At 60.2% G+C, this 21,577-nt stretch carries 22 protein-coding genes; 6 read left to right on the forward strand and 16 right to left on the reverse strand.

Going from position 1 to position 21,577, the window contains the following annotated elements:
• From ACLD1Y_RS14405 to ACLD1Y_RS14415, 3 genes are read right to left on the reverse strand one after another with little or no spacing between them, the layout of a single operon-like run.
• On the reverse strand, positions 1–879 hold the full coding sequence (locus ACLD1Y_RS14405; RefSeq protein ID WP_429478573.1) for an alpha/beta hydrolase: 879 nt from the start codon (positions 877–879) through the stop codon (positions 1–3).
• Entirely contained in the window at positions 876–2,270 is a 1,395-nt protein-coding gene (locus ACLD1Y_RS14410) for an aspartate aminotransferase family protein (protein ID WP_192297331.1), read from the reverse strand. The genes ACLD1Y_RS14405 and ACLD1Y_RS14410 overlap by 4 nt, the downstream gene beginning before the upstream one ends.
• Positions 2,263–2,964, reverse strand: coding sequence for an MtnX-like HAD-IB family phosphatase (locus tag ACLD1Y_RS14415; RefSeq protein ID WP_429478574.1), 702 nt, complete (start codon positions 2,962–2,964; stop codon positions 2,263–2,265). Before ACLD1Y_RS14415 ends, ACLD1Y_RS14410 begins: the two co-directional genes overlap by 8 nt.
• A gap of 216 nt (positions 2,965–3,180) precedes the next feature.
• Between ACLD1Y_RS14415 and ACLD1Y_RS14420 the strand changes: the two genes are divergently transcribed.
• Positions 3,181–3,951, forward strand: coding sequence for a MipA/OmpV family protein (locus tag ACLD1Y_RS14420; protein ID WP_429478575.1), 771 nt, complete (start codon positions 3,181–3,183; stop codon positions 3,949–3,951).
• A 130-nt stretch (positions 3,952–4,081) separates the two neighbouring features.
• Here ACLD1Y_RS14420 and ACLD1Y_RS14425 read toward each other — a convergent pair whose 3' ends face one another.
• The 5 genes from ACLD1Y_RS14425 to ACLD1Y_RS14445 form a co-directional block, all read right to left on the reverse strand.
• Positions 4,082–4,474 (reverse strand): EamA family transporter, encoded by a 393-nt coding sequence (locus ACLD1Y_RS14425; RefSeq protein WP_135310552.1) that lies wholly within the window; start codon positions 4,472–4,474, stop codon positions 4,082–4,084.
• The gene (locus tag ACLD1Y_RS14430) at positions 4,471–4,851 is read right to left on the reverse strand and encodes a transporter (RefSeq protein WP_429478576.1); all 381 of its coding nucleotides are present in this window, start codon (positions 4,849–4,851) and stop codon (positions 4,471–4,473) included. The genes ACLD1Y_RS14425 and ACLD1Y_RS14430 overlap by 4 nt, the downstream gene beginning before the upstream one ends.
• The gene (locus tag ACLD1Y_RS14435) at positions 4,848–5,768 is read right to left on the reverse strand and encodes an arginase (protein ID WP_429478577.1); all 921 of its coding nucleotides are present in this window, start codon (positions 5,766–5,768) and stop codon (positions 4,848–4,850) included. The genes ACLD1Y_RS14430 and ACLD1Y_RS14435 overlap by 4 nt, the downstream gene beginning before the upstream one ends.
• Positions 5,769–5,955: 187 nt before the next feature.
• Entirely contained in the window at positions 5,956–6,609 is a 654-nt protein-coding gene (locus ACLD1Y_RS14440) for a DsbA family oxidoreductase (RefSeq protein ID WP_429478578.1), read from the reverse strand.
• A 55-nt stretch (positions 6,610–6,664) separates the two neighbouring features.
• The gene (locus ACLD1Y_RS14445) at positions 6,665–7,684 is read right to left on the reverse strand and encodes an alpha/beta fold hydrolase (protein WP_429478579.1); all 1,020 of its coding nucleotides are present in this window, start codon (positions 7,682–7,684) and stop codon (positions 6,665–6,667) included.
• A 182-nt stretch (positions 7,685–7,866) separates the two neighbouring features.
• Between ACLD1Y_RS14445 and metR the strand changes: the two genes are divergently transcribed.
• Positions 7,867–8,784: a transcriptional regulator MetR gene (gene metR, locus ACLD1Y_RS14450; RefSeq protein WP_429478580.1), complete on the forward strand. Its 918-nt coding sequence runs from the start codon at positions 7,867–7,869 to the stop codon at positions 8,782–8,784.
• A 281-nt stretch (positions 8,785–9,065) separates the two neighbouring features.
• Here the strand turns inward: metR and ACLD1Y_RS14455 are convergent, their stop codons facing one another.
• The 5 genes from ACLD1Y_RS14455 to ACLD1Y_RS14475 all read right to left on the reverse strand — a co-directional run bounded on the left by ACLD1Y_RS14455 (position 9,066) and on the right by ACLD1Y_RS14475 (position 12,790).
• The gene (locus tag ACLD1Y_RS14455) at positions 9,066–9,572 is read right to left on the reverse strand and encodes an N-acetyltransferase family protein (protein WP_429478581.1); all 507 of its coding nucleotides are present in this window, start codon (positions 9,570–9,572) and stop codon (positions 9,066–9,068) included.
• Positions 9,569–9,976, reverse strand: coding sequence for an NUDIX hydrolase (locus ACLD1Y_RS14460; RefSeq protein WP_429478582.1), 408 nt, complete (start codon positions 9,974–9,976; stop codon positions 9,569–9,571). Before ACLD1Y_RS14460 ends, ACLD1Y_RS14455 begins: the two co-directional genes overlap by 4 nt.
• Before the next feature lie 105 nt (positions 9,977–10,081).
• Entirely contained in the window at positions 10,082–11,422 is a 1,341-nt protein-coding gene (locus tag ACLD1Y_RS14465) for an HD domain-containing phosphohydrolase (RefSeq protein WP_429478583.1), read from the reverse strand.
• Positions 11,423–11,586: 164 nt separating this feature from the next.
• Positions 11,587–11,859, reverse strand: a complete 273-nt coding sequence (locus tag ACLD1Y_RS14470) for a type B 50S ribosomal protein L31 (protein WP_429478584.1) — start codon at positions 11,857–11,859, stop codon at positions 11,587–11,589.
• A 109-nt stretch (positions 11,860–11,968) separates the two neighbouring features.
• Positions 11,969–12,790 (reverse strand): hypothetical protein, encoded by an 822-nt coding sequence (locus tag ACLD1Y_RS14475; RefSeq protein ID WP_429478585.1) that lies wholly within the window; start codon positions 12,788–12,790, stop codon positions 11,969–11,971.
• Between the two features lie 233 nt (positions 12,791–13,023).
• Here ACLD1Y_RS14475 and ACLD1Y_RS14480 point away from each other — a divergent pair, with 233 nt between their 5' ends.
• The 3 genes from ACLD1Y_RS14480 to ACLD1Y_RS14490 all read left to right on the forward strand — a co-directional run bounded on the left by ACLD1Y_RS14480 (position 13,024) and on the right by ACLD1Y_RS14490 (position 17,345).
• Positions 13,024–15,261, forward strand: coding sequence for a glycoside hydrolase family 3 N-terminal domain-containing protein (locus tag ACLD1Y_RS14480; protein WP_429478586.1), 2,238 nt, complete (start codon positions 13,024–13,026; stop codon positions 15,259–15,261).
• Between the two features lie 81 nt (positions 15,262–15,342).
• Positions 15,343–16,962 (forward strand): FMN-binding glutamate synthase family protein, encoded by a 1,620-nt coding sequence (locus ACLD1Y_RS14485; RefSeq protein ID WP_429478587.1) that lies wholly within the window; start codon positions 15,343–15,345, stop codon positions 16,960–16,962.
• A gap of 62 nt (positions 16,963–17,024) precedes the next feature.
• Complete coding sequence (locus tag ACLD1Y_RS14490; RefSeq protein ID WP_429478588.1) at positions 17,025–17,345, forward strand: cupin domain-containing protein; 321 nt, start codon at positions 17,025–17,027, stop codon at positions 17,343–17,345.
• On the opposite strand, the gene ACLD1Y_RS14495 is transcribed toward ACLD1Y_RS14490, so the two are convergent.
• The 3 genes from ACLD1Y_RS14495 to ACLD1Y_RS14505 are packed head-to-tail and all read right to left on the reverse strand — an operon-like array spanning position 17,333 to position 20,170.
• Positions 17,333–18,865 (reverse strand): glucosyltransferase domain-containing protein, encoded by a 1,533-nt coding sequence (locus tag ACLD1Y_RS14495; protein WP_429478589.1) that lies wholly within the window; start codon positions 18,863–18,865, stop codon positions 17,333–17,335. The genes ACLD1Y_RS14490 and ACLD1Y_RS14495 overlap by 13 nt on opposite strands.
• A complete protein-coding gene (locus tag ACLD1Y_RS14500) occupies positions 18,858–19,799 on the reverse strand; it encodes a glycosyltransferase family 2 protein (protein ID WP_429478590.1) in 942 nt (313 codons plus the stop codon). The genes ACLD1Y_RS14495 and ACLD1Y_RS14500 overlap by 8 nt, the downstream gene beginning before the upstream one ends.
• The gene (locus tag ACLD1Y_RS14505; protein WP_429478591.1) at positions 19,796–20,170 is read right to left on the reverse strand and encodes a GtrA family protein; all 375 of its coding nucleotides are present in this window, start codon (positions 20,168–20,170) and stop codon (positions 19,796–19,798) included. The genes ACLD1Y_RS14500 and ACLD1Y_RS14505 overlap by 4 nt, the downstream gene beginning before the upstream one ends.
• A 224-nt stretch (positions 20,171–20,394) precedes the next feature.
• On the opposite strand from ACLD1Y_RS14505, the gene ACLD1Y_RS14510 reads away from it, so the two are divergent.
• Complete coding sequence (locus ACLD1Y_RS14510) at positions 20,395–21,510, forward strand: OpgC family protein (protein WP_429478592.1); 1,116 nt, start codon at positions 20,395–20,397, stop codon at positions 21,508–21,510.
• Positions 21,511–21,577 lie beyond the last annotated feature (67 nt).

A 21,577-nucleotide genomic window follows, 5' to 3' on the forward strand; every position in this document is an offset into this window, starting at 1 on the left:
TCAGACCGCCATCGCATGCAAACCAACATCGACCTGCGCCGGACAGTAAGACGGAGCATGTTGTTTGACGAACTCAACACTCAACTCGATCACCCGCCGGTATTGCAGGTCGACGGTGATCATGTGGTAGCAGTTGTCCAACAGGATCTTGGTCACTGGCCCACCGAGGTGGCGTTCCACGTAATCGGCGTTCCAGCGGCTGGTGATGTCGTCTTCGAGGGAGTGCAGCACCAACGCCGGGACGTTGATCGACGGCATGCGTTTCTTGACCACCGCGTTCATCCAGTGCAACTCACGCACGGTCACGCCTTCCATCGTCAACAGGCCCGCTTCGCTGCTTTCGCCCTCTTTCATTTGCCGCTCAACGATGGCACGCAAGCGTTCGTTCTTGATGCCGTAGGGCGGTTTCTCGGTAAACCGAAACAGCCGCACGCCAAAAGGAATGCGGATCAGCAGCGGCGTGATGAACGCCATTTTGTTGATGCTCCAGCCGTCGTACTTGAGCGTGGTGGAATACATCAACAACCCGGCGACCTGGCCCGGATGTTCCGAGGCCAGGTACATCGACATCACCGCGCCCATGGACAAGCCGCCGACAAACACCTGGGCATGCCGCTGCTTGATCTGCACGAAGGTCCTACGCACGCCTTCGTACCAGTCCAGCCAGCCGGTGGCCTGCAGGTCGCTGTTGTCGCCGCAGTGCCCGGCCAGGGTCGGCACATACACCGTGCAGTTGCCCGCCTTGGCCAAGCCCTTGGCGACCTGGCGCAATTCCGTCGGGGTGCCGGTCAGGCCGTGGATCAACAGGATCCCGACCGGACCTTCACCGAGAACGAAGCCGGCAGTACCTTCACCGAGGTCGATCCCGATGTTATTCACCGTTTGGTTGCCCGTACCAGCAGTTGCTCCAGCAACTTCAGGCCCAGGTCGATTTCCGGGTAGCTGATTTCCAGGGACGGGGCCAGGGTGATCACGTTTTTGTAGTAACCACCCACATCGAGGATCAGGCCGAGTTTCTGGCCGTCGACGATCATGTCGCCTTTCATGCCTTCTTCGACCATGTAATCCAGGGTCGCCTTGTCTGGGGTGAAGCCATCCGGGCCGCAGATTTCGCAGCGCAGCGCCAGGCCCAGGCCATCGACATCGCCAATGATCGGGAAGCGCTTCTGCAGGTCTTGCAGGCCTTCGAGGAAGTATTTGCCCTTAGCCATGACCATCGCGCCGTAATCGACTTCGTTGGTCATCTTGAACATCTCCAGACCGACCGCCGTACCCAACGGGTTGGAGGCAAAAGTGGAGTGGGTGGAACCTGGCGGGAAGATCTTCGGGTTGATCAGCTCTTCACGGGCCCAGATACCGCCCAGTGGGTTCAAGCCATTGGTCAGTGCCTTGCCAAACACAATCACATCCGGCTGCACGTCGAAGTGCTCGATGGACCACAGTTTGCCGGTGCGATAAAAGCCCATCTGGATTTCGTCGGACACCATCAGGATGCCGTGCTGGTCCAGCACATGCTTGAGCTCGCGGTAGAAGTTCATCGGCGGGATCACGTAACCACCGGTGCCCTGGATCGGCTCGACGTAAAACGCGGCGTATTCGCTGGAGCCGACTTTCGGGTCCCACACACCGTTGTACTCGGTCTCGAACAGGCGGGCGAATTGCTGCACGCAATGGCTGCCGTACTCTTCCTTGGTCATGCCTTTAGGGCCGCGGAAGTGATACGGGAACGGGATGAACTGCGCACGCTCGCCAAAGTGGCCGTAGCGGCGACGGTAGCGGTAGCTGGAGGTGATCGACGACGCGCCGAGGGTGCGGCCGTGGTAACCCCCTTCGAAGGCGAACATCAGGCTCTTGCCGTTGGTGGCGTTACGCACCACCTTCAAGGAGTCTTCGATGGACTGCGAGCCGCCGACGTTGAAGTGCACACGACCGTCGAGGCCGAACTTCTTCTTGGCGTCCACGGCGATCATTTCCGACAGCTCGATCTTGCCTTTGTGCAGGTACTGGCTGGCGATTTGCGGCAGGGTGTCGATCTGTTGTTTCAGCGCATTGTTCAGGCGCGGGTTGGCGTAGCCGAAGTTGACCGCCGAGTACCACATTTGCAGGTCGAGGTAGGCCTGGTCTTCGGTGTCCCACACGTAGGAGCCTTCGCAACGGCTGAAAATGCGCGGCGGCTCGATGTAGTGAACGGTATCGCCGTAGGAGCAGTACTTGGCTTCTTTATCCAGAAGGATCTGGTCTTCGGCAGTGGCGATGCGGATATCAGACATGGTGGAAGAGTTCCTGGTTGTCGGCAGCAGTAAAGGAGGTGGCGTTGGCGGCAATGCCTTGGGGCAGTTGGGCCAGCAGCGCAGGCACTTGGGCGAAGGTGTCGAAGCGCGCATGGGGAATCTGGTGGGCCACGCAGTAGTCGGCGAGGCTGCCTTTGGCGAACACAAAGTCGGCGGTGGAGGCGACGCACATGTCGGACTTGCCGTCGCCGATCACCAGCACGCGCTTGCTGCGCGGGGTGGATTTGCATTTGCAGTTGCCGGAGGCGGCGCGGCAGGCGTCACTGGAATACGGGAAGTCGATGCGCCAGCTGTTCTGGTCGACCTGGCGCAGGCGGTTGGCGAGGATCGGCAGCAACGTCACGTAGTTGCGCGACAGGATCCGCGCGATGCCCTGCTCGATGCCGTCGCTGACCACTTCGAGCGTGGCGCCCAGGCCCATGACGTGATCGACAAAGTCCGGGAAGTCCGGGTCGATCTCGACGCTGTCGAAGTACGCCAGCAGCTCAGCGGGGGTGGCCTTGATCAGCGCCAGTTGGCGGCTCAGGCATTCGCGCGAACCGATATGCCCATCCAGCCATTCCTGTTCGATGGTTTCCCACTCGGGGCCGGCGAAGCGTTGGAGGACGTTGTCGATGACATCGGTGGGGGTAATGGTCCCGTCGAAGTCACACACGATATGCCAGTGGATCATCGTTGTTTACCTTGGAGGAGCGCGCTGTATGCGCTTGCACCAGGGGTAGAGCAGGGACTGTGCCAAGTGGCGAATGCCCAACGGGGCTGGGCTTGCGGGCGCCTATGTGTCGTGGGAGCTACAATTTTTGTAGCTTGCTACAAACAAGATGAGTGCTTGCATGAGGCAAGCCCTTCGCGCGTTCATGCGCGAATGTCCCGAGAAGGAAACCGCTCCATGCGCAACGTCACTTCTGCTGTACTCGCCGGTTTGCTTGGGCTGTGGGGCTATTGCAGCACCGTGCAGGCAGACCCGATCACCGGTGAAGTCGGCGCGGGCGTCAGCTATCAACCCCATGACCCGACCGGCAGCCGCTACGAAACGCGTCCCGTGCCCTATGTGGACCTGGACTGGGGCGCTGTCAGCCTGAGTACCGATGACGGCCTGACCTGGAGCGCGCTGAACACCAATGGGTTTACCGCTGGCCCGTACCTCAATTACCTCCAGGGGCGCACTTCCAATGGCTCGCTGCAAGGGCTGCGCAATGTGTCGGACATGGCCGAAGCCGGCGGTTTCATCCAGTACGCCCCGGCCGACTTTTGGCGCGTGTATGCGCGGGTGGGCCAGGCCGTTGGCGGCGGGCATTCGCAGAGCGGCGCGCTGGGTAAGGTCGGCGGTGAACTCGGGTACCCGCTGGGGGGCGGCATCATCGGCAGCAGCGGCCTGGCAGCGAACTTTGCCGACGCGCGCCAGACCCAGACCTATTTCGGCGTAGACGCCAATGAGTCTGCGGCCTCGGGCTTTAAGCCCTATAACGCCAGCGCGGGTTTCCAGAACCTCACGCTGACGCAAAGCTTCGAGTTTCCGCTGGCGCCTAACTGGTCGTTGCTGACCAGTGCCAGCTGGGTGCACCTGGTGGGTTCGGCGGCCAATAGCAGCATCGTCAAGGAAACTGGCGATGTGAACCAAGGCCAAGTGCAGACAGCCATCAGCTACAAATTCGACTGATTCAACTGGATCAAAATGTGGGAGCGGGCTTGCTCGCGAATGCGGAGTGTCAGTCAATACATATTTGACTGAACCACCGCATTCGCGAGCAAGCCCGCTCCCACATTTGGATTGCATTTCAGGGTTTGAATCAGTTTTCTTCGCCCTCTGCCAACAGCGCAATCCCACCAATAATCACCGCCACTCCCACCCAGTGCAGCGGGCTGATATGTTCCCCCAGCCCCAGCCACGAACCGAGCAGCACCACCACAAACACCAGCGAACTCAGCGGAAACGCCAGGGACAAACTGCTGCGTCGCAGGATCAGCATCCACACGAAAAACGCGCCGATGTAGCTGGCAATCGCCGCCAGGATGCCGGGGTTGCGCGCCACATCACCCAACCATTGCCAGTTGAAATCCATCTGCCCCAATTGATCCCCGGCCACCTTGGTAAACAACTGGCCAGCGCTTTCGGTGCAGATCAACAAGGCCCACAGCACCACGGTGCCCAGGCGCCCATGCAGCCACCCTTGCGTACTCATGCCTGACTCCCCGCAATCGCCACTAACATCACCCCCAACGTAATCACCAGCGTGCCCGCCCAACGGCGGCGGCTGACGGTCTCGCCCAGCACCACCTTGCCCGCCAGCACCACCCCGCAATACGCCAGCGCCGCCGCCGGGAACAACAGGCTCAGCGGCGCGCGGGACAAGGCTTCGAGCCACACAAAGAACTCAATCACATAGGCGCCAATGCCCGCCCACAGCAGAGGCGCATTGAACACCTGGCCCCAGAACGCATTCAGGCGAAAGCCACCTTCGAGCTCCGGCAAACGGTCCAGGCCAAGCTTGAAACACAACTGGCCGATCACATCGAGCACGATGGAAAAGGCCACCAGCAGCACCACAGTCAGGGTCACGGGAACAGCTCCTCAAACAGGTCGATCAGGGCTTCATTGGTGGCGGCATTGCGCTGCAAATCTTCCGCGCTCCAGCGCTCAGGCGGCGGCTGATCGGACTTGGCCTCCCAGCGCTTGAACGCATTGCTGAACGCAGGCGTTGCAAACTCGCCGCACACGTCGATGCCGATGATGCGTTTACCCGCCGCCAACGCCCGCAGGGCCTGGAGCAAATGGCTCAGGCGCATGCCGCCCTGGTCCCAATTGGTGGCCGCGTCTTCGCTGGCGAGTACGTCCTTGTCGATGGTGATCCAGATCGCCTCGGTGGGCAGACTGGCGATCATCTGGTCGAGAAACCCCGCCCAGTCCAACTCCGCCAGATTGCGCCAATGCAGGTGGTTTTCCTGCTGCCGGTGACCGGCGCCATCCCCTACCCTGCCCCAGACTTTCGACGGCGGATGTTGCCAGGGAAACAGCTGCAAATGCCCGCGCTTGAGCGCCCCCAGGTTGCCGCCGCGCAGTTGCGGGTTGTGCAGGTCGTCGCTGCACGGGCCGAGGGTGACGATGCGTTTGATCGCCGGCATGTTCAGCGCACGGTTGACCCACGAACCACAGTGACGCTTGGGCGCAAACCGCACCCAGTCGGGGTGGTTGTCGAAGTGGATCAGGCTGATGGGCTCTTTGAGGTCGGCAAGAAAGGCTGGCGTGAGGTGGTGGTAGTCACCGGAGCCGACAAACAGGATCTCTGGTCGCGCATCCACGGGTCGGGGCCGTTGGGCCAGGCGCTCGGCGAAGGACTTCCAGGTTTTTTCAGTGGACCACAGGCGCAGCTTCGGGCCCAGGTCCAGCAGGTCGAGGCGCGTGGCCCGGCCGCTGGCCAAACGCCGGGCGATCGGTGCCTGGCGGGTGAGGCTGTGGTCGAGGTCAAGGATGTTCAAGGCAGTGTTCCCCCTAAGGCTTTAGGGGGTCAATGCAAAGGCTGGGCCAGCACCTATCTCAAGACCAATGAGAAACCCATGTGGGAGCGGGCTTGCTCGCGAATGCGGTGTGTCAGTCACAGATATTTCAACTGACACACCGCCTTCGCGAGCAAGCCCGCTCCCACATTTTTAACTGTGATCGGCCTTAGGATTGGGCATCTTTGATAATCTGCCGAATCGCCCCCACAAACGCTTCAGCCGGCTGGCCACCGCTCACGGCGTACTGGTCGTTGAACACAATGGTCGGCACCGACGTCACACCACGGGACACCCACAACTGCTCCTGTTCACGCACCTCAGCGGCGTATTCATCCGAAGCAAGAATCTCAGCCGCACGCTTCAAGTCCAGCCCAACGCTCTCGGCGATGATCGCCAAGGTCGCGTGGTCGGAAGGGTCCTGGCCATCGGTGAAATACGCCTTGAACAGCGCTTCCTTGAGGTTGTACTGCAAGCCTTCCAACCCGGCCCAATGCAATAGGCGATGAGCATCAAAGGTGTTGTAGATACGGCTCTGGCCATCGGTGCGAAAGGCAAAGCCCAACTCGGCCCCCATGTCGCGGATGCGCGCACGGTTGGCCTGGGACTCTTCGGCGCTGGAGCCGTATTTTTCGGTGATGTGTTCGACGATGTTTTGCCCTTCGGCGGGCATATTCGGGTTCAGTTCGAATGGCTGGAAATGGATCTCGGCCTGCACCTCGGCGCCGAGTTGGTCGAGGGCGTCGGTGAGGCCGCGCAGGCCGATGATGCACCAGGGGCAGGACACGTCGCTGACGAAATCGATTTTCAGGGGAGTACTCATGGCGGGCAACCTCGCAGGCATAAATGTGTCGCAAAGGTTGCACGATACACCAATGTCACAGCACCTTCGAAGGCTCGCCCAGGTCAATCTGCGCCCAGTGCGCGGCGTCTTCGCGATGGGCTTGCAGGTACGGCAGCACCGCCGTCAACAGCGGCGCCTTGAACGCTTCCTGGAAACGATGGGCCATGCCCGGAATCAGCTTCAACTCACTGCCCTGGATATGCGCCGCCAGGTGCACGCCGTGCATCACCGGCAACAGCGGGTCGGCGGTGCCGTGCACCACCAGGGTCGGCACCCGCAGTTGGTTGAGCAGTGGCACGCGGCTCGGCTCGGCGAGGATCGCCATGATCTGGCGCTTTACGCCGTCCGGGTTAAAGGCGCGGTCGTAGGACAGCGCCGCCTGGTGCAACAGCGCCTGGCGATCATCCTTCACATTCGGGCTGCCCAGCGCGGCCAGCAGGTCGGCTTGTTGCTCCAACGCCACTTCGCGATTGGGTGCGCTGCGTCGCGACAACAGTTGCACCAGCGCCGCACTGGGCGCTGGCAGGCCTTCGGCGCCGGAGCTGGTCATGATCAAGGTAAGGCTCTCTACCCGCTGTGGCGCCATGGCCGCCAAGTGCTGGGCGATCATGCCGCCCATACTGGCGCCCAATACGTGGAATTGGCGCACCTGCAACGCGTCCATCAAGCCCAGGGCGTCGTCGGCCATATCGGTCAGCGTGTAGGGCGCCGACACCGGCAGCCCAAGCTTGTAACGCAGCACTTCGAAGGTCAGGTTGGCGCTGGCAGGCGCCTGGCGCCAACTGGACAGGCCAACGTCGCGATTGTCATAGCGGATCACCCGAAAGCCCTGTTCGCACAGCGCCACCACCACTTCGTCCGGCCAGTGGATCAACTGCCCACCCAGGCCCATCACCAGCAGCAAGGCAGGGTCCGAAGCACGGCCGATACTCTGGTAGGCGATGCTCACCTGGGCCAGGTCGACCGTTTGGGTCGGGACATTGACATCACATCGAGAAGCCGCAAAAGACGGCAGGCCGAACAGAAGAGCGGCCAGTAAAAGCAACACGCGCATGAAAAACACCGAAACGCAGAACCCCAGTAGAGCGCGAGTCTGATGAAGTTTGTTCAAGCGCGCTGCCACAGTTCCATGACAGTTTGATGAAGAGTGCCCAGTGGTCATGGTCGACACGCCTTGCAACATGAGACAAACTCACGCTATTCCGATTCGCCACAAATTGTCTTCATGGAGAGCCCGTGCTCGAAATCCGCCACCTCAAGACCCTGCACGCCCTGCGCGAAGCCGACAGCCTGGTGGAAGCCGCCGAGCGCTTGCACCTGACGCAGTCGGCGCTGTCCCACCAGTTCAAGGAGCTGGAAGAGCGCCTGGGCATGCCGCTGTTTGTGCGCAAGACCAAGCCGCTGCGCTTCACCAGCGCCGGCCTGCGCCTGCTGCAACTGGCCGACGCGACCCTGCCGCTGCTGCGCGGTGCCGAGCGTGATATCGCACGTTTGGCCGGTGGCACCGCCGGGCGTTTGCACATGGCGATCGAATGCCACAGCTGCTTCCAATGGCTGATGCCGACCATCGACCAGTTCCGCGATGCGTGGCCCGAGGTCGAGCTGGACCTGGCCTCCGGCTTCGCCTTCGCCCCGCTACCGGCCCTGGCCCGTGGCGACCTGGACCTGGTGGTGACCTCCGACCCACTGGAGCTGCCGGGCATCACCTATGTGCCGTTGTTCACCTACGAAGCCATGCTGGCGGTGGCCAACCAGCACGGGTTGGCGAACAAGCCGTACATCGTGCCGGAAGACCTGCTGACCGAAACCCTGATCACCTACCCGGTGGAGCGCGACCGCCTGGATATCTTCACCCGCTTCCTGGAACCGGCCGACGTCGAGCCCGCGCAAGTGCGCACCTCGGAGCTGACGGTGATGATGATGCAACTGGTGGCCAGCGGCCGCGGCGTGTGCGGCATGCCCCATTGGGCGCTGCACGAATACAGCTCGCGCGGGTATGTGAAGGCCAAGCGCCTGGGGGAGAAAGGCTTGTTTGCGACGCTGTACGCGGGGATTCGCGCGGATATGCTGGATGCGCCGTATATGCGCGATTTTTTGCTGACGGCCAAGGACACGTCGTTTTCGACGTTGGATGGGGTTAGCGCCGTTCGCTGACGTCAGAAATAGCGATGATCAAAATGTGGGAGCGGGGGGGGGGGGGGGGGGGGGGGGGGGGGGGGGGGGGGGGGGGGGGGGGGGGGGGGGGGGGGGGGGGGGGGGGGNTTCGACGTTGGATGGGGTTAGCGCCGTTCGCTGACGTCAGAAATAGCGATGATCAAAATGTGGGAGCGGGCTTGCTCGCGAATGCGGGGTGTCAGTCGATCGATTCATCACTGATACACCGCATTCGCGAGCAAGCCCGCTCCCACATTGGATAGGGTTTCCACAGTTGGATCTCAGTCGGTCTTGAGTTCACGCCACATGTGGATCTTGTCGAAGTACTCCACTCCCACACGCACCGCCAGCGGCTCCAGGCCGTACTGAATAAAACCGCAGCGTTGGTACAACGCAAACGCAGCATCATTGCCAGCGGTGACGGTCAGCTGGATCAGCTTGAGGCGCGGCTGTTTGCGCGCCTCCTCCAGTGCCGCCTCGACCAACCGCCGGCCTAACCCCTTTTGCTGATGACTGGCATTCACATACATGCCAAACAACGTCACCTTGTGCCGCGCCTTCTCCCGAGGCTCGAAGGCCAGGCCGACGATGCCTGCCAGCGCATCCCCGTCAAAGGCACCGAGCAAGCAATCCAGTGGGCTTTGCAGACGTTTTTCCCACCAGCTCAAGGGCATTGCGGCACGTTCGGCCACGCTTGAGGTAAAGGCCTGCGGATACACACCGTAGGCCTCAAGCATCAAGGCGCGATACGCCTCGGCGTCGTCGGCCCCCAGCGTGCGGATCATCATGCCGTCAGCGATTGGCGATAAAACGGCAAGATCAAATCCCGCGTCAGGGGGGCCAACTGCAGGCCACCGTCACCGGCTGGGTCGATCCAGCGCACTTCTTCAATCTCGGCGGCGGGGGTTACGGTGACGTCGATATTCACTTGGAACAACTCGGCTTCCACGGTGAAACCCGGCTCATTGACAGCCGGCGCAGAGAACTTGCCGAGGTAGACGGCGGCATTAGGGTCGATACGCAGGTTGAGTTCTTCGTGCAGCTCACGGGCCAGGGCCTGGGCGGGTTGCTCTCCAGCGTCGATCTTGCCGCCTGGCTGCATGAACGCTTGGGTACCGCGCTTGCGCACCAGCAGGGTTTGGCCATCACTGCCGATCAGGAGAGCGGCGGCGATGCGGATTGTGGAGGGCATGGGAGGGCTTCCTTGGCGGCAAAGGGCGTAAGGATCACATGACCCGCGAGCACACCGCAATCGATGTGGAATCGTCGCACCGCCGCTCCCACATTTTGATGGTGTTCAGTCTGGGATAACGGTGTGGTCTTTGATGAAAACGCTATAGCGCGCGCCCTCCATGGTCTCGAACGCAATCAACTTGTCCACCAACGGCAGGTTCAACACCTTGCCGGCATTGAGCAGCAACATGCCGTTATCGGCATTCAGGCTGCGGGCCAGCACCATGCCCTGCGCAAGCTCGCGGGTGCCCAGCACCTTCACGTTCGGGTCGCCCAGGGTCACGTCGTTGAGGTAGGTGGCGCACACTTGCACAAAGTCCTCGACCATCTGCGGGTCGTAGAACTTTCCTGCGTATTTGCGGATGTAGAGCAAGGCTTCATCGCTGTTCATCTGGCGTTCCAGGATCAGGCCTTTTTGCAGCTCGATAAAATCCACCGCCAGTTTCAGCAGGCGCGAACCTGCGGGAATCGCCTCGCCCTTGAGGTGGTCGGGAAAACCGCTGCCGTCCCAACGTTCCTGGTGATGGCGGATCAGCCGCGCGGCGTCTTTCATCGGTTCCAGGGCCATCAGCAGCGATTCGCTCTGGGTGGCATAACCGCGATAGCGCTCGCGGTCGCTGCTGTGCAGCAGGTCCGAGGGCGACGCCATCATGCTGTCACTCCAGCTCAGCTTGCCGATGTTGTAGAGCGCAGCGGCCATGGTCATGTCGCGGTTGCTGGCGTCATCTACGCCGTGAGCAACGCACCAGGTGCGCACCAGTTCGATGATCTGCCGGTTGGTCTGCTTGGCCCGCGGCAGGCGCAGGTTGGCCAGCAGCGAGAACACCTCGGCGCCGGTGGCATAGCTGTGTTTGAGTTCTTCGTAGGCCAGGTCGAGCATATCGGCGGTTTGCTGCAGTTCGCTGGTGCGCGCCGCTACGCGTTTTTCCAGGGTGGCGTTGAGCTGCTTGAGTGCCTCGTTCTGCTGCAGGATCAACTGCTCCAGGCGCAGGCGCTCACGCTCGGAATGCTGATGGGCCAGGGATTGGCGCAGGGCCAGCAGCAATTCCTCATCGTTCCAGGGTTTGCTGAGGTAGCGGTAGATCTCGCCTTCGTTGATGGCTTTGACGATCAGGGTCAGGTCGGTCTCGCCGGTGAGCAAGATCCGCACGGTGTGGGGATAGTGCTGATGGATATGCGCCAGCAACGAGGCGCCATCCATGTCCGGCAGGCGCGCGGCACTCATTACCAGGTCGACGGGTTGGCTGGCGAGAATCGCCAGGGCATCCGCAGCGCAGGTGGCGCTGAATAGGTCGAAGGGCTCCAGCCGCAGCAGGTGGGTGAGGCTGTGGAGTATGTCCGGGTGGGCATCGATCAACAGCACCCCGGCACGGTCGGCATCGGTGAAAGTAACTGACTCTCCCATGGGGCACCTCGAATGGTCGGTGTGCGGTCCTTTTGGTTGGGGTGTGCCTTCCTGGCGATTACTGAGTAGTTTAGTAGGTTTTCGCTGAGTGATGGCTTTGCGATATCAACGTAAAAAAACCGCTCCAGAAACCAGAGCGGCCTTCGAGGTTAACCCTACCCGTATCACGCCTCAGCTTTTTTAGGGCTCGAACCAAACGATGCAAACCGCTTGTTGAACCCGGCAATCCGGCCTTCGGCCTGGGTTTTGCGTTGTTGGCCGGTGTAGATCGGGTGCGAGGCGCTGGACACGTCCAATGGAACATACGGGTAGGTGTTGCCGTCACTGTGCGTGTAGGTGCGGTCAGTGTCGGCCGTGGAGCCGATCAAGAAGAACACGTCGGCGGCGGTGTCATGGAACAGCACGGTGCGGTAGTCGGGATGGATTCCAGTTTTCATGAGGCCTCCGGGGCGCTTGGGTGGATATTCATGTTATACAGTAACATAAAACACTCACCCAAACGAGAACCGATTGCAATAAGAATAGGCCGGGAAGGTCTATGTGGCATCAGCCAGAAAAATTGCGGCTCGCATTCAATGCGGCCTTGATGGACTCTGGCGTGGCCTCGCCGTTTCTGAACATGTCGGTCGCTCCTTGCACAACCGCTCCAAGATCACCGCTGGCAACACCGGTAAGCGCCTGGTCAAGACCGTCATTCATCGTCTTGTCCATCCCGGCCTTGGCACCGGCGATGACTGAACCGAAATCCGATTCCGATTTCTCGATCCCCAACAACACATTGCTCAACAATGGGATAAACCAAAGCCCCCTACCGGCCTCACCCGCGCCCCACTGCAGATTGTCCTTGTTGCTGCCGTCGGGACGCACATGGGTATCGCTGGTGCTATCCAGCCGATGGTCTGCCCTCAGCACGCTGTATCCCTGCTCCGTGAAGTTTTTCCACATACCCGCTGGCGTGCCGTGCCGCGCATCTCCACTGCTCGTTATACCTTCAAGGTCACCGTTGCCACTTGCCTGTGCGCGGTCCTCACCCGACGCAGACAACGAGGTGTCGATGTAGTTGAGCACCCAGGCGGCATTGAACGCTGCATGTGCGCGTGCAATGGGGTCGGGATTATTGGCGGTCCAGTCACCCAGCAGTGCGTAGGCCAGGTGCCGGTTGATATCTTTTTGATGACCGAGCTTCTTGAGGATGGGGTTGTCTTCAATGATTTGTTCAGCGCTGCGGTTATCGCCCGTCGGACGGCCCGTGGCGAACATAGGCCTTGTTCTTACATCCTGCTCGGCCTTTTCAAACGGTGGGGTGTAGGCTTTCTGCGCCAACACCAGCGAGGATTGCGGCAACTGAAGAGAAGGACTTATAACCATGAACAACTCCCTATAGGTTTATTCTTAAACATCGTAATCATTACGTGGCGTGTCCAGCCCGAACGGTTCCCTGCCGGCCTAGAGCCTTCACTCCTTGTTGACGCTCCAAGCACAGGCGCAAAACGCCTGCCCCCCGCCTATCTGAAAGCCGCGGCGAACTGTCAGTTTTGACAGTAGACGGCGGTGCGTGCGCGCCGAACACTGCAGGCACACAGTGCTTGTGAACGATCATCATGCTGGCTCGCCTACTCCTGTTCTTGCTGACGGTCACCCCACTGGTGACGAACGCCCAGGATGATCCGGTTGAAACCCTACTGGCGCAAATGACACTGGAAGAGAAAGTCGGCCAACTGACCCAACTCGGAACTCAGGACAGCGTTACCGGCCCGGTCATTGATCAAGGTGACCTGGGGCAGCTTCCCATCACCACTGTCGGCTCTTTGCTGAATGTCTACGGTGCCGAAAAAACCCGTCGCCTGCAGGAACAAGTGATGCAGGGGTCACGCCTGCATATCCCCTTGTTGTTCGCCTACGACGTGATTCACGGTTTTCGCACCATTTTTCCGGTGCCGCTGGCCGAGGCCAGCGCGTGGGAGCCCGAACTGTCCCGACGCGTTGCCCGCGTTGCGGCGATTGAAGCCACGGCCAGCGGCGTGCATTGGACCTACGCGCCAATGCTCGATATTGCCCGTGACCCGCGCTGGGGGCGCGTGGTGGAAGGTGCTGGCGAAGACCCGTTCCTGGGGGCGGCCCTGGCCGTGGCTCGCGTGGTGGGCTTCCATGGAGAGGGGCCACCCGACCTGTCTTCGATGATGAGCACGGCCAAACATTTTGTGGCCTACGGTGCTGCCGAAAGCGGTCGGGACTACAACATCGCCGACCTGTCCGAGCGCACCTTGAGGGAGGTTTACCTGCCGCCATTCAATGCGGCAGTCGAGGCAGGCGTCGATGCCGTCATGCCCTCGTTTAACGAGCTTGCCGGCGTCCCCATGCACAGCAACCAGGCGTTGCTCAAGGGGTTGTTGCGCAACCAATGGGGGTTCGCCGGCATTGTCATCAGCGACTTCAACGCCGTCTGGGAGCTGATCCCGCAAGGTGTGGCCAAGACACCCGTCGACACCGCGCAACTGGCGTTCAACGCTGGTGTGGATATCGAAATGGCCAGCCAGTCTTATCGTCAGTACCTGCCAACGCTGGTGCGTACAGGCCAAGTCTCCCCACAGGCACTGGATGACGCCGTGCGCCGGGTGCTCAAGGCCAAGCAGCGGCTGGGCCTGTTCGACGCGCCCTACCGCTACAGCGACGAGGCCCGGGAAAAGGCCCAGACCCTCACACCGCAACATCGCGCGCTGGCCCGTGAGGCGGCACAAAAATCCATGGTGCTGTTGAAAAACGACAACGCGTTGCTACCCCTGGCAAAAAACCTCGGCACCGTGCTGGTGGTAGGCGCCCTGGCGGCAGACGCCCAGGCCACCCTCGGTCCCTGGGCCTTGGCTGGCCGCCCCGAGGATTCAGTCACCGTCTTGCAAGGCATACAGCACGCCGTCGCTCCAGGCACCCAGGTGATCTATCAGCTAGGTGCTTCTCCCGAGAGTACGGACACCCAATACATAGCCGCTGCCCAACAAGCGGCCCAAGGTGCAGACGTCATCATTGCTGTACTCGGAGAAACCGCCGATCAGAGCGGCGAAAGCCGCAGCCGCGCCAAACTGGGCTTGCCAGGCAAACAAGAAGCCTTGCTGCAAGCACTCCTGCACACCCATAAACCCCTCATCGTCATTCTGATGAGCGGCCGCCCGCTGGTGCTCAGTGCCAGTGTCCAGCAAGCACCAGCACTGCTTGAAGCCTGGTTCCTGGGCAGCGAAATGGGGCATGCAGTCGCGGACGTCGTGTTCGGTGACGTGAACCCCAGCGGCAAACTGCCCATCACTTTCCCCCGTAGCGTGGGGCAGATCCCACTTTACTATGCGCACAAAAACACCGGCCGCCCCCCCTCCGACGACGCTAGCTTCGAATCGTCCTACATTGATGTGCCATGGACGCCGTTGTATCCCTTCGGTTTCGGCTTGAGCTACACCACCTTCGCCTACTCCGCCCCCCACGTGAGCAGCACACGCCTGGCCTCGACCCAAACCCTCGATGTGTCGGTCACCGTCACCAATACCGGCCAGCGTGCCGGCGACGAAATTGTGCAGGTGTACCTGCGTGATGACGTCGCCAGCGTGACCCGGCCCGTGCGCCAGCTACGTGGCTTTCGCAAAGTGCATCTGGCAGCCGGTCAGGCACAAACGGTGACGTTCACCCTGGGGCCGGGAGACTTCGCCCTGCTGGATGAACAATTCGAGCCCGTGGTCGAGGCCGGCACCTTTACGGTCTTTGTGGGCGGCGATTCGACCACCCAGAACCTGGCCCATTTCGAGGTGACCGATAGCCGCCAGTTGTCTACTCCGGGCTCGCCCGCCTCACACTGAATACACCTACTGGTTGTCTGGAGTTTCCCTACAAGCGCAGAATGCCGGACCGACCGAAGAGTCCGAACCCAAGGAAACCGTATGAGCCTGTCCTTGCTAAGCCGTTACGCCTTCTTTGCTGTCTGTGTCATTTTCACCCTCGCCAGCCTCCCCTTCATCGAACATGAATGGCTGTGGCCCATCACCCTGATCACGGGCGTATTGAGCCTGATCGGTCTCTTCGACTTGCTGCAAAGCCCCCACGCCGTGCGCCGTAACTACCCGATCCTGGGCAATATCCGCTACCTGGTGGAGGCCATCCGCCCGGAGATCCGCCAGTACCTGCTCGAATCCGACAGCGACGCCCTGCCCTTCTCCCGCGCCCAGCGCTCGCTGGTCTATTCGCGGGCCAAGAACGAATCCGCCGACAAACCCTTCGGCACCCTGATTGACGTGTACCAGTCGGGCTTCGAGTTTATCGGCCACTCCATGCGCCCGGCGCCGTTGAGTGATCCCAGCGCGTTTCGCGTGATCGTCGGTGGCCCGCAGTGCACACAGCCGTATTCGGCGTCGGTGTTCAATATCTCGGCGATGAGTTTCGGCTCGCTGAGCGCCAACGCAATCCGCGCACTCAACCAGGGTGCCAAGCTCGGCAACTTCGCCCACGACACAGGAGAAGGCAGCATCAGCCCGTATCACCGTGAACACGGCGGCGACCTGACCTGGGAACTGGGCAGCGGCTACTTCGGCTGCCGTACCAGCGACGGCCGTTTCGACCCGGAACGCTTCGCCGTGCAGGCGCAGAACCCGCAAGTGCGCATGATCGAAATCAAGATGAGCCAGGGTGCCAAGCCCGGCCACGGCGGGATCCTGCCCAAGCACAAGGTCACCCAGGAAATCGCCGAGACCCGCGGAATCCTGATGGGCGAAGACTGCATCTCGCCGTCACGTCACAGCGCGTTCTCCACACCCATTGAGCTGATGCAGTTCATCGCCCAACTGCGCGAGCTGTCTGGCGGCAAACCGGTGGGCTTCAAGTTCTGCCTGGGCCACCCGTGGGAGTTCATGGGCATCGCCAAGGCCATGCTCGAAACCGGCATCCTTCCGGACTTTATCGTGGTAGACGGCAAGGAAGGCGGTACCGGCGCAGCACCCGTGGAATTCACCGACCACATCGGCGTGCCGCTGCGTGAAGGCCTGCTGTTTGTGCACAACACCCTGGTGGGCCTGAACCTGCGGGACAAAATCAAGCTGGGTGCCAGTGGCAAGATCGTCAGTGCGTTCGATATCGCCAGCGTCTTGGCCATCGGCGCCGACTGGGCCAACTCGGCGCGGGGTTTTATGTTTGCCATCGGCTGCATCCAGTCCCAGAGTTGCCACACCAACAAATGCCCTACCGGTGTCGCCACCCAAGACCCACTACGCCAGCGTGCGCTGGTGGTGCCGGACAAGGCCCAGCGCGTCTTCAACTTCCACCGCAATACCCTCAAGGCGCTGGCGGAAATGCTCGCCGCCGCCGGCTTGGATCACCCCTCGCAACTGTCGGCCAAGCACTTGGTGCGGCGCATGTCGGCGACCGAGATCAAGCTGTTCTCGCAGTTGCATGTGTTCCTCAAGCCGGGTGAGTTGTTGACCGGCGAGGTGAATGGCGAGTTCTATTCGCGGATGTGGCAAATGGCCCGGGCGGACAGTTTTGAACCGCACGAGGTGGTTGCCGCTTAAGATTCAAACCCACTTTTGCTGAACCGGACCACCGACGGCATCGTTGAAACAAGGAGATTCACATGCCGTTACTAGACTTTGCCGCTACCGCCGAGCACTTGCCCGACAGCTGGACATCCACACGCCTGGGCCAAGTGGGCGAGGCGCAGATCAAAGTGCTGCGCATGGACGAGCAAGCGTATGGGGAAGAAACCCACGACTACGACGAAGGACTGCTGGTGATCACCGGATGCCTGCAACTGACGGTTGGTGGCCAAGTCATCAGTGTCGGCCCGGGGCAGATGTACCTGGTGGAGGCTCATACCGCCCACGCCGTACTCAAAGGCAGCCAGGGCACACTGGTGATCATTGATATTCAAGCCGGTGTCGGTCAGCAGGAATAAACCGCACGTTGAGCGCATGAATCGGCTTGATCATAGACTGGGGCAAGTACATCTTTCATAACGATGTAACCCGTTTCACCCACTGCATAAATTTCATAGTCAGCCGTCGCAACAACAGGCTGATACTGGCCGTTCCCGAGCACTGACTTGATCGCAGGGTCTCTGTTCATATACACATTATCAACACCCACCCGTGGCAACATTTCAGGTAAAACAACATACCCGAAAGCACCGATTTCCTTGAGCACAGGCATCGCGCGATAGAGCCCTTGCGCCGCTGGCGGGGAGACCACCGACAGGGCCGGAATCATGTACAGGATATTCAAGCGGCCTACTTCACTGTGTCCAATATCATAAGCCAGCCGATTCAACATGCTGTTCTCGACGTCTTCTTGAAATGTAAGCACGCGTCCATACCCATAGGAAACCGACAAGCAGTACATCAACGGCACCATTAGAACCAGCCCGCCCCACCAACGAAAACTCACCAAGACCTCATGACTGAGATAAAACACCATCACCAGCACTCCGGAGGCACCTAAAAATGTTCTAAAGCCTGTATTGAATTCCTGAAAAAACAAGGCCGCCCCAGAGATGCAAAAAATGGCAACGGGAATAATAAATAAATAGGCCACTGACAGGCACACGCCCCACCGCAACTTGATGCTGGGTCGAACCAAGCGCCGATACAGCTGCACATATCCAAAAAAAGCCATGCAGGCCAGCGCGGCCATGATCAACTTGAGCGCGACAGGAAACACACTGTCGATATTGCCCAACACCTGCACCATACGAGTGACAACCTTGAGTACGCCCTCATAACTGAAAGCCAGTATCCCCTGGCGCTCCGTGTTCATGAGCGAAGACACGCCGATGACGTACAGGCCCACGGCCATACCCAGCGCCAACACCCTGCTGGCCAACAGGGTCACGACTTCGACAGGGGGAGTTTTTTCAATGATCTTCCGGATAAGCCAAATGCAACACAAAACAATGAACAAGTTGATCGACAGTTGATACAGCATCAACGAAGCGGCCAGAAGAGCGCTCGAAACCAAGAGTGTTTGCCACGCCCTATTGAATTGGCAAACGCTTGCATACAACACCGCCACCACCCCCAGTACCATCGCAGGGCCGTCATATTGGTAAGAAAGATTCTGCAAGAAAAACGGGCTGTACCAAATGGGCAAAACCACCAAGCAACCGCTCAGGGTTGGTCTTTCAAATAGCTTGAACACCCAATAGCGCAATGCAAATACCATCACCCCTATGGCAATCACCAAGGGCAGCGGATAGACATTCGGCGTATCGGCATTGAACCCCATCGCGTTATAAAGGGGTGATATCAGCAGTCGCCCTTCTGCCGTCCAACTGGCAGGCGAGAAGTAGGTGCGCCAAACATCGTCATAATAGAGATAGCCCACACTGATCAGCGGCCAACTATAAACACACAACGCAATGGCAAAAAAACAGAGCACTTCGCTGCGCGTCAACTCACGCTGCATGACGTGGTTATCCATCGCTGCCCACCCCATGCCCAACTACGTCCCTGACAACATACTTAGGCCTGTGCTTGGCCTCCATATATATCCGCCCCACGTACTCCCCCAATATTCCAATGCCTATCAGTTGCACCCCACCCAGAAACAAGATCGCCGTCATCAACGACGGGTAGCCCGGCACCGCATTGCCAAACAACACCTTGTCAACCATCAAGTACCCCGCATACACCAGCGCCACCAGGGAAATACACCCGCCGATGTAACTCCAAAGCCGCAACGGCAAGGTGCTGAACGAGGTAATCCCATCCAGTGCCAGGTTCCATAATTTCCAGCCATTGAATTTGCTTTGGCCCACCGCACGCGGCGCGCGGTCGTACTCCACAATGGCGACCTTGAAGCCGGCCCAAGACAACACACCTTTCATGAACAACTGCTGTTCCGGCAGCGCCTTGATCACATCCACCACCTTGCGGTCCATCAGCCGGAAGTCGCCGACGTTTTCTTCAATGTGGGTGTAGGAAATCCGATTAAGCAGGTGATAAAACAGCGACGCACTGTGACGCTTAAAGTAGCCATCACTGGCGCGGTTACGCCGCTTTGCCAGCACCACATCGGCGCCACGGCGCCAGGCATCGACCAACTGGGCGACGACTTCGATGGGGTCTTGCAGGTCGACATCAATGGGCACCACGGCGTCGCCACCGGCGTACTCAAGGCCGGCAAACAGGGCGGCTTCCTTGCCAAAATTGCGCGAAAAATTGATCAGCACCACTGCCTTGTCCTGCTGGGTCATCGCCGTGATGAACTCTGCAGTGTTATCCGTGCTGCCGTCGTTGACGAATACGATTTCGACACCGTGCGCCTGCAATGACGGCTCCCGGCGCACCGCATGATAAAAGCCGAGCACCGCCTGTTCTTCGTTGAACACCGGCACGATCAGCGAAAGGTTCATCGCCGGCGCTCGCGAAACACCACCCACTTCGACAGCCAAAAACCGAGCACCAGGCTCAGCAGCGAGAACACCACCACGGTGATGATTGCCGGTAGGTGCCAGTGGTCCGCCAACCCGCCCACGAGCAGGCTCAAGCCACCCATGGAGGCGATGAATATCAGGTAGCGCACCCATGATGCCGGCACGGTGAAGGTGTACAGGGCATTCATGTAGAACGAGAAGGTTGCAGCCACACCAAAAGCCAACAGATTGCTCACAGCCTGACTGAACTCAAAGGCGGCACGACAGACAAAAAACAGCTGCCAATGGATGACCGTATTGGCGATACCAATCACTGCGTAGCTGGAAAACCCCTTCCACAGTCCGGTCATGACGTTCCCCTGATTCGTCTCTATCTAGCAGGCCACGGCACTTCTGGTTCGTCTACTGTCAGATCTAACAGGTTGCGACAGGCGCAAGATTGAGACATTCAGTAATACCCAACCTTTGCAATTGCTTACAAATACCGCCAACCTGCGCCCGCCCGACGTGCGGCGGACTTAAACACCCGCGTTCGGCGGTCATTACTAAACCACTTGTTCAAGAGCCCGCTGCCATGCTGAACGGACGCGACCCGCGCATCGATTTTTTTCGGGGCCTGGCGTTGATCTTCATTTTCTGGGATCACGTCCCCCACAACCCTCTCGGCCAGATCACCCTGCGCAACCTCGGTTTCAGCGATGCAGCGGAGGTTTTCGTGTTCCTGGCCGGCTTCGCTTCGGTGATGGCCTACGGCAAAGTGTTGCAACGTGAAGGCTACTGGATGGCCTGCCTGAAGATCCTGCGGCGCACCTGGGTGCTGTACGTGGTGCACATCTTTTTGCTGGCGATGCTGATGGGCATCGTGTTTTTCGCCAACAGCCATGTGGAGACCCGCGACCTGGTGCAAGAGATGGGCATGACCCACTTCATCACCCACCCGCAACAAGCCTTGCTCGATGAGTTGTTGCTGCGCTTCAAGCCCAACCTGATGGACCCGTTGCCGCTGTACATCGTGTTGCTGGCGAGCCTGCCGTTGGTATTGCCGCTGATGCTGCGCAGGCCTCTGGTGGTGGTGGCGGTGTCGCTCACCGTGTACCTGCTGGCGCCGTGGATGGGTTGGAACCTGCGGGCCATCGAGGATGGCGTGTGGTACTTCAACCCGGTCACCTGGCAGTTGCTGTTTGTGCTGGGGGGCGCGGCGGCCATCCACAGTGCGCAACCCAAGCCCGTCCAGCGCCCGCCGTTGCAACGCCAGCCGCTGTTTGTCGCGGCGGCGGTGTACGTGGTGGTCACCGGCATCATCACCGTATCGTGGCGCTGGCCCGAGATTCATGATGCCGTGATGCCCGCGCTGATCAGCGACTTGATCTACCCCATCAGCAAGACCGACCTGTCGCCAGTGCGACTGTTGCACTTTCTTGCCCTGGCCTACGTCACCGCCAAATTGCTGCCCGGTGCCGGTTGGACGCACAACCCGGTCGCCGCGCAGGTGTGCCGCATGGGGCGTTTTTCGTTGGAGGTCTTTTGCCTTGGCGTGCTGCTCGCGCCGTTGGCCGACATGCTCAATGCCATGGCCGGCGACGCAGTGGCGATGCAACTGCTGACCGCCCTGGTGGGGGCGCTGCTGATGGCTGCACTGGCCGCCTGGCTGGACCTGAACAAACGCCTGAGCCAACGCCGCGCTATATAGGTAGCGCCCGCCACGGTTGGGCGAATGTTCCCATTTCCTTCCACGTCTCAATGTGAAAGGAAGCGGT

This window comes from Pseudomonas sp. 18175 (assembly GCF_050432925.1).
Taxonomy (GTDB): domain Bacteria; phylum Pseudomonadota; class Gammaproteobacteria; order Pseudomonadales; family Pseudomonadaceae; genus Aquipseudomonas.

What these genes read in the sequence shown, in the direction of transcription:
- ACLD1Y_RS14510 (WP_429478592.1), top strand. Translation starts at nt 20,395, where the DNA reads ATGCTGAACGGACGCGACCCGCGCATCGATTTTTTTCGGGGCCTGGCG.
- ACLD1Y_RS14445 (WP_429478579.1), bottom strand. Translation starts at nt 7,684, where the DNA reads ATGCGCGTGTTGCTTTTACTGGCCGCTCTTCTGTTCGGCCTGCCGTCT.
- ACLD1Y_RS14470 (WP_429478584.1), bottom strand. Translation starts at nt 11,859, where the DNA reads ATGAAAACTGGAATCCATCCCGACTACCGCACCGTGCTGTTCCATGAC.
- ACLD1Y_RS14505 (WP_429478591.1), bottom strand. Translation starts at nt 20,170, where the DNA reads ATGACCGGACTGTGGAAGGGGTTTTCCAGCTACGCAGTGATTGGTATC.
- ACLD1Y_RS14490 (WP_429478588.1), top strand. Translation starts at nt 17,025, where the DNA reads ATGCCGTTACTAGACTTTGCCGCTACCGCCGAGCACTTGCCCGACAGC.
- ACLD1Y_RS14410 (WP_192297331.1), bottom strand. Translation starts at nt 2,270, where the DNA reads ATGTCTGATATCCGCATCGCCACTGCCGAAGACCAGATCCTTCTGGAT.
- ACLD1Y_RS14415 (WP_429478574.1), bottom strand. Translation starts at nt 2,964, where the DNA reads ATGATCCACTGGCATATCGTGTGTGACTTCGACGGGACCATTACCCCC.
- ACLD1Y_RS14440 (WP_429478578.1), bottom strand. Translation starts at nt 6,609, where the DNA reads ATGAGTACTCCCCTGAAAATCGATTTCGTCAGCGACGTGTCCTGCCCC.
- ACLD1Y_RS14485 (WP_429478587.1), top strand. Translation starts at nt 15,343, where the DNA reads ATGAGCCTGTCCTTGCTAAGCCGTTACGCCTTCTTTGCTGTCTGTGTC.
- ACLD1Y_RS14425 (WP_135310552.1), bottom strand. Translation starts at nt 4,474, where the DNA reads ATGAGTACGCAAGGGTGGCTGCATGGGCGCCTGGGCACCGTGGTGCTG.
- ACLD1Y_RS14500 (WP_429478590.1), bottom strand. Translation starts at nt 19,799, where the DNA reads ATGAACCTTTCGCTGATCGTGCCGGTGTTCAACGAAGAACAGGCGGTG.
- ACLD1Y_RS14420 (WP_429478575.1), top strand. Translation starts at nt 3,181, where the DNA reads ATGCGCAACGTCACTTCTGCTGTACTCGCCGGTTTGCTTGGGCTGTGG.
- ACLD1Y_RS14480 (WP_429478586.1), top strand. Translation starts at nt 13,024, where the DNA reads ATGCTGGCTCGCCTACTCCTGTTCTTGCTGACGGTCACCCCACTGGTG.
- ACLD1Y_RS14465 (WP_429478583.1), bottom strand. Translation starts at nt 11,422, where the DNA reads ATGGGAGAGTCAGTTACTTTCACCGATGCCGACCGTGCCGGGGTGCTG.
- ACLD1Y_RS14495 (WP_429478589.1), bottom strand. Translation starts at nt 18,865, where the DNA reads ATGGATAACCACGTCATGCAGCGTGAGTTGACGCGCAGCGAAGTGCTC.
- ACLD1Y_RS14475 (WP_429478585.1), bottom strand. Translation starts at nt 12,790, where the DNA reads ATGGTTATAAGTCCTTCTCTTCAGTTGCCGCAATCCTCGCTGGTGTTG.
- ACLD1Y_RS14455 (WP_429478581.1), bottom strand. Translation starts at nt 9,572, where the DNA reads ATGATGATCCGCACGCTGGGGGCCGACGACGCCGAGGCGTATCGCGCC.
- ACLD1Y_RS14460 (WP_429478582.1), bottom strand. Translation starts at nt 9,976, where the DNA reads ATGCCCTCCACAATCCGCATCGCCGCCGCTCTCCTGATCGGCAGTGAT.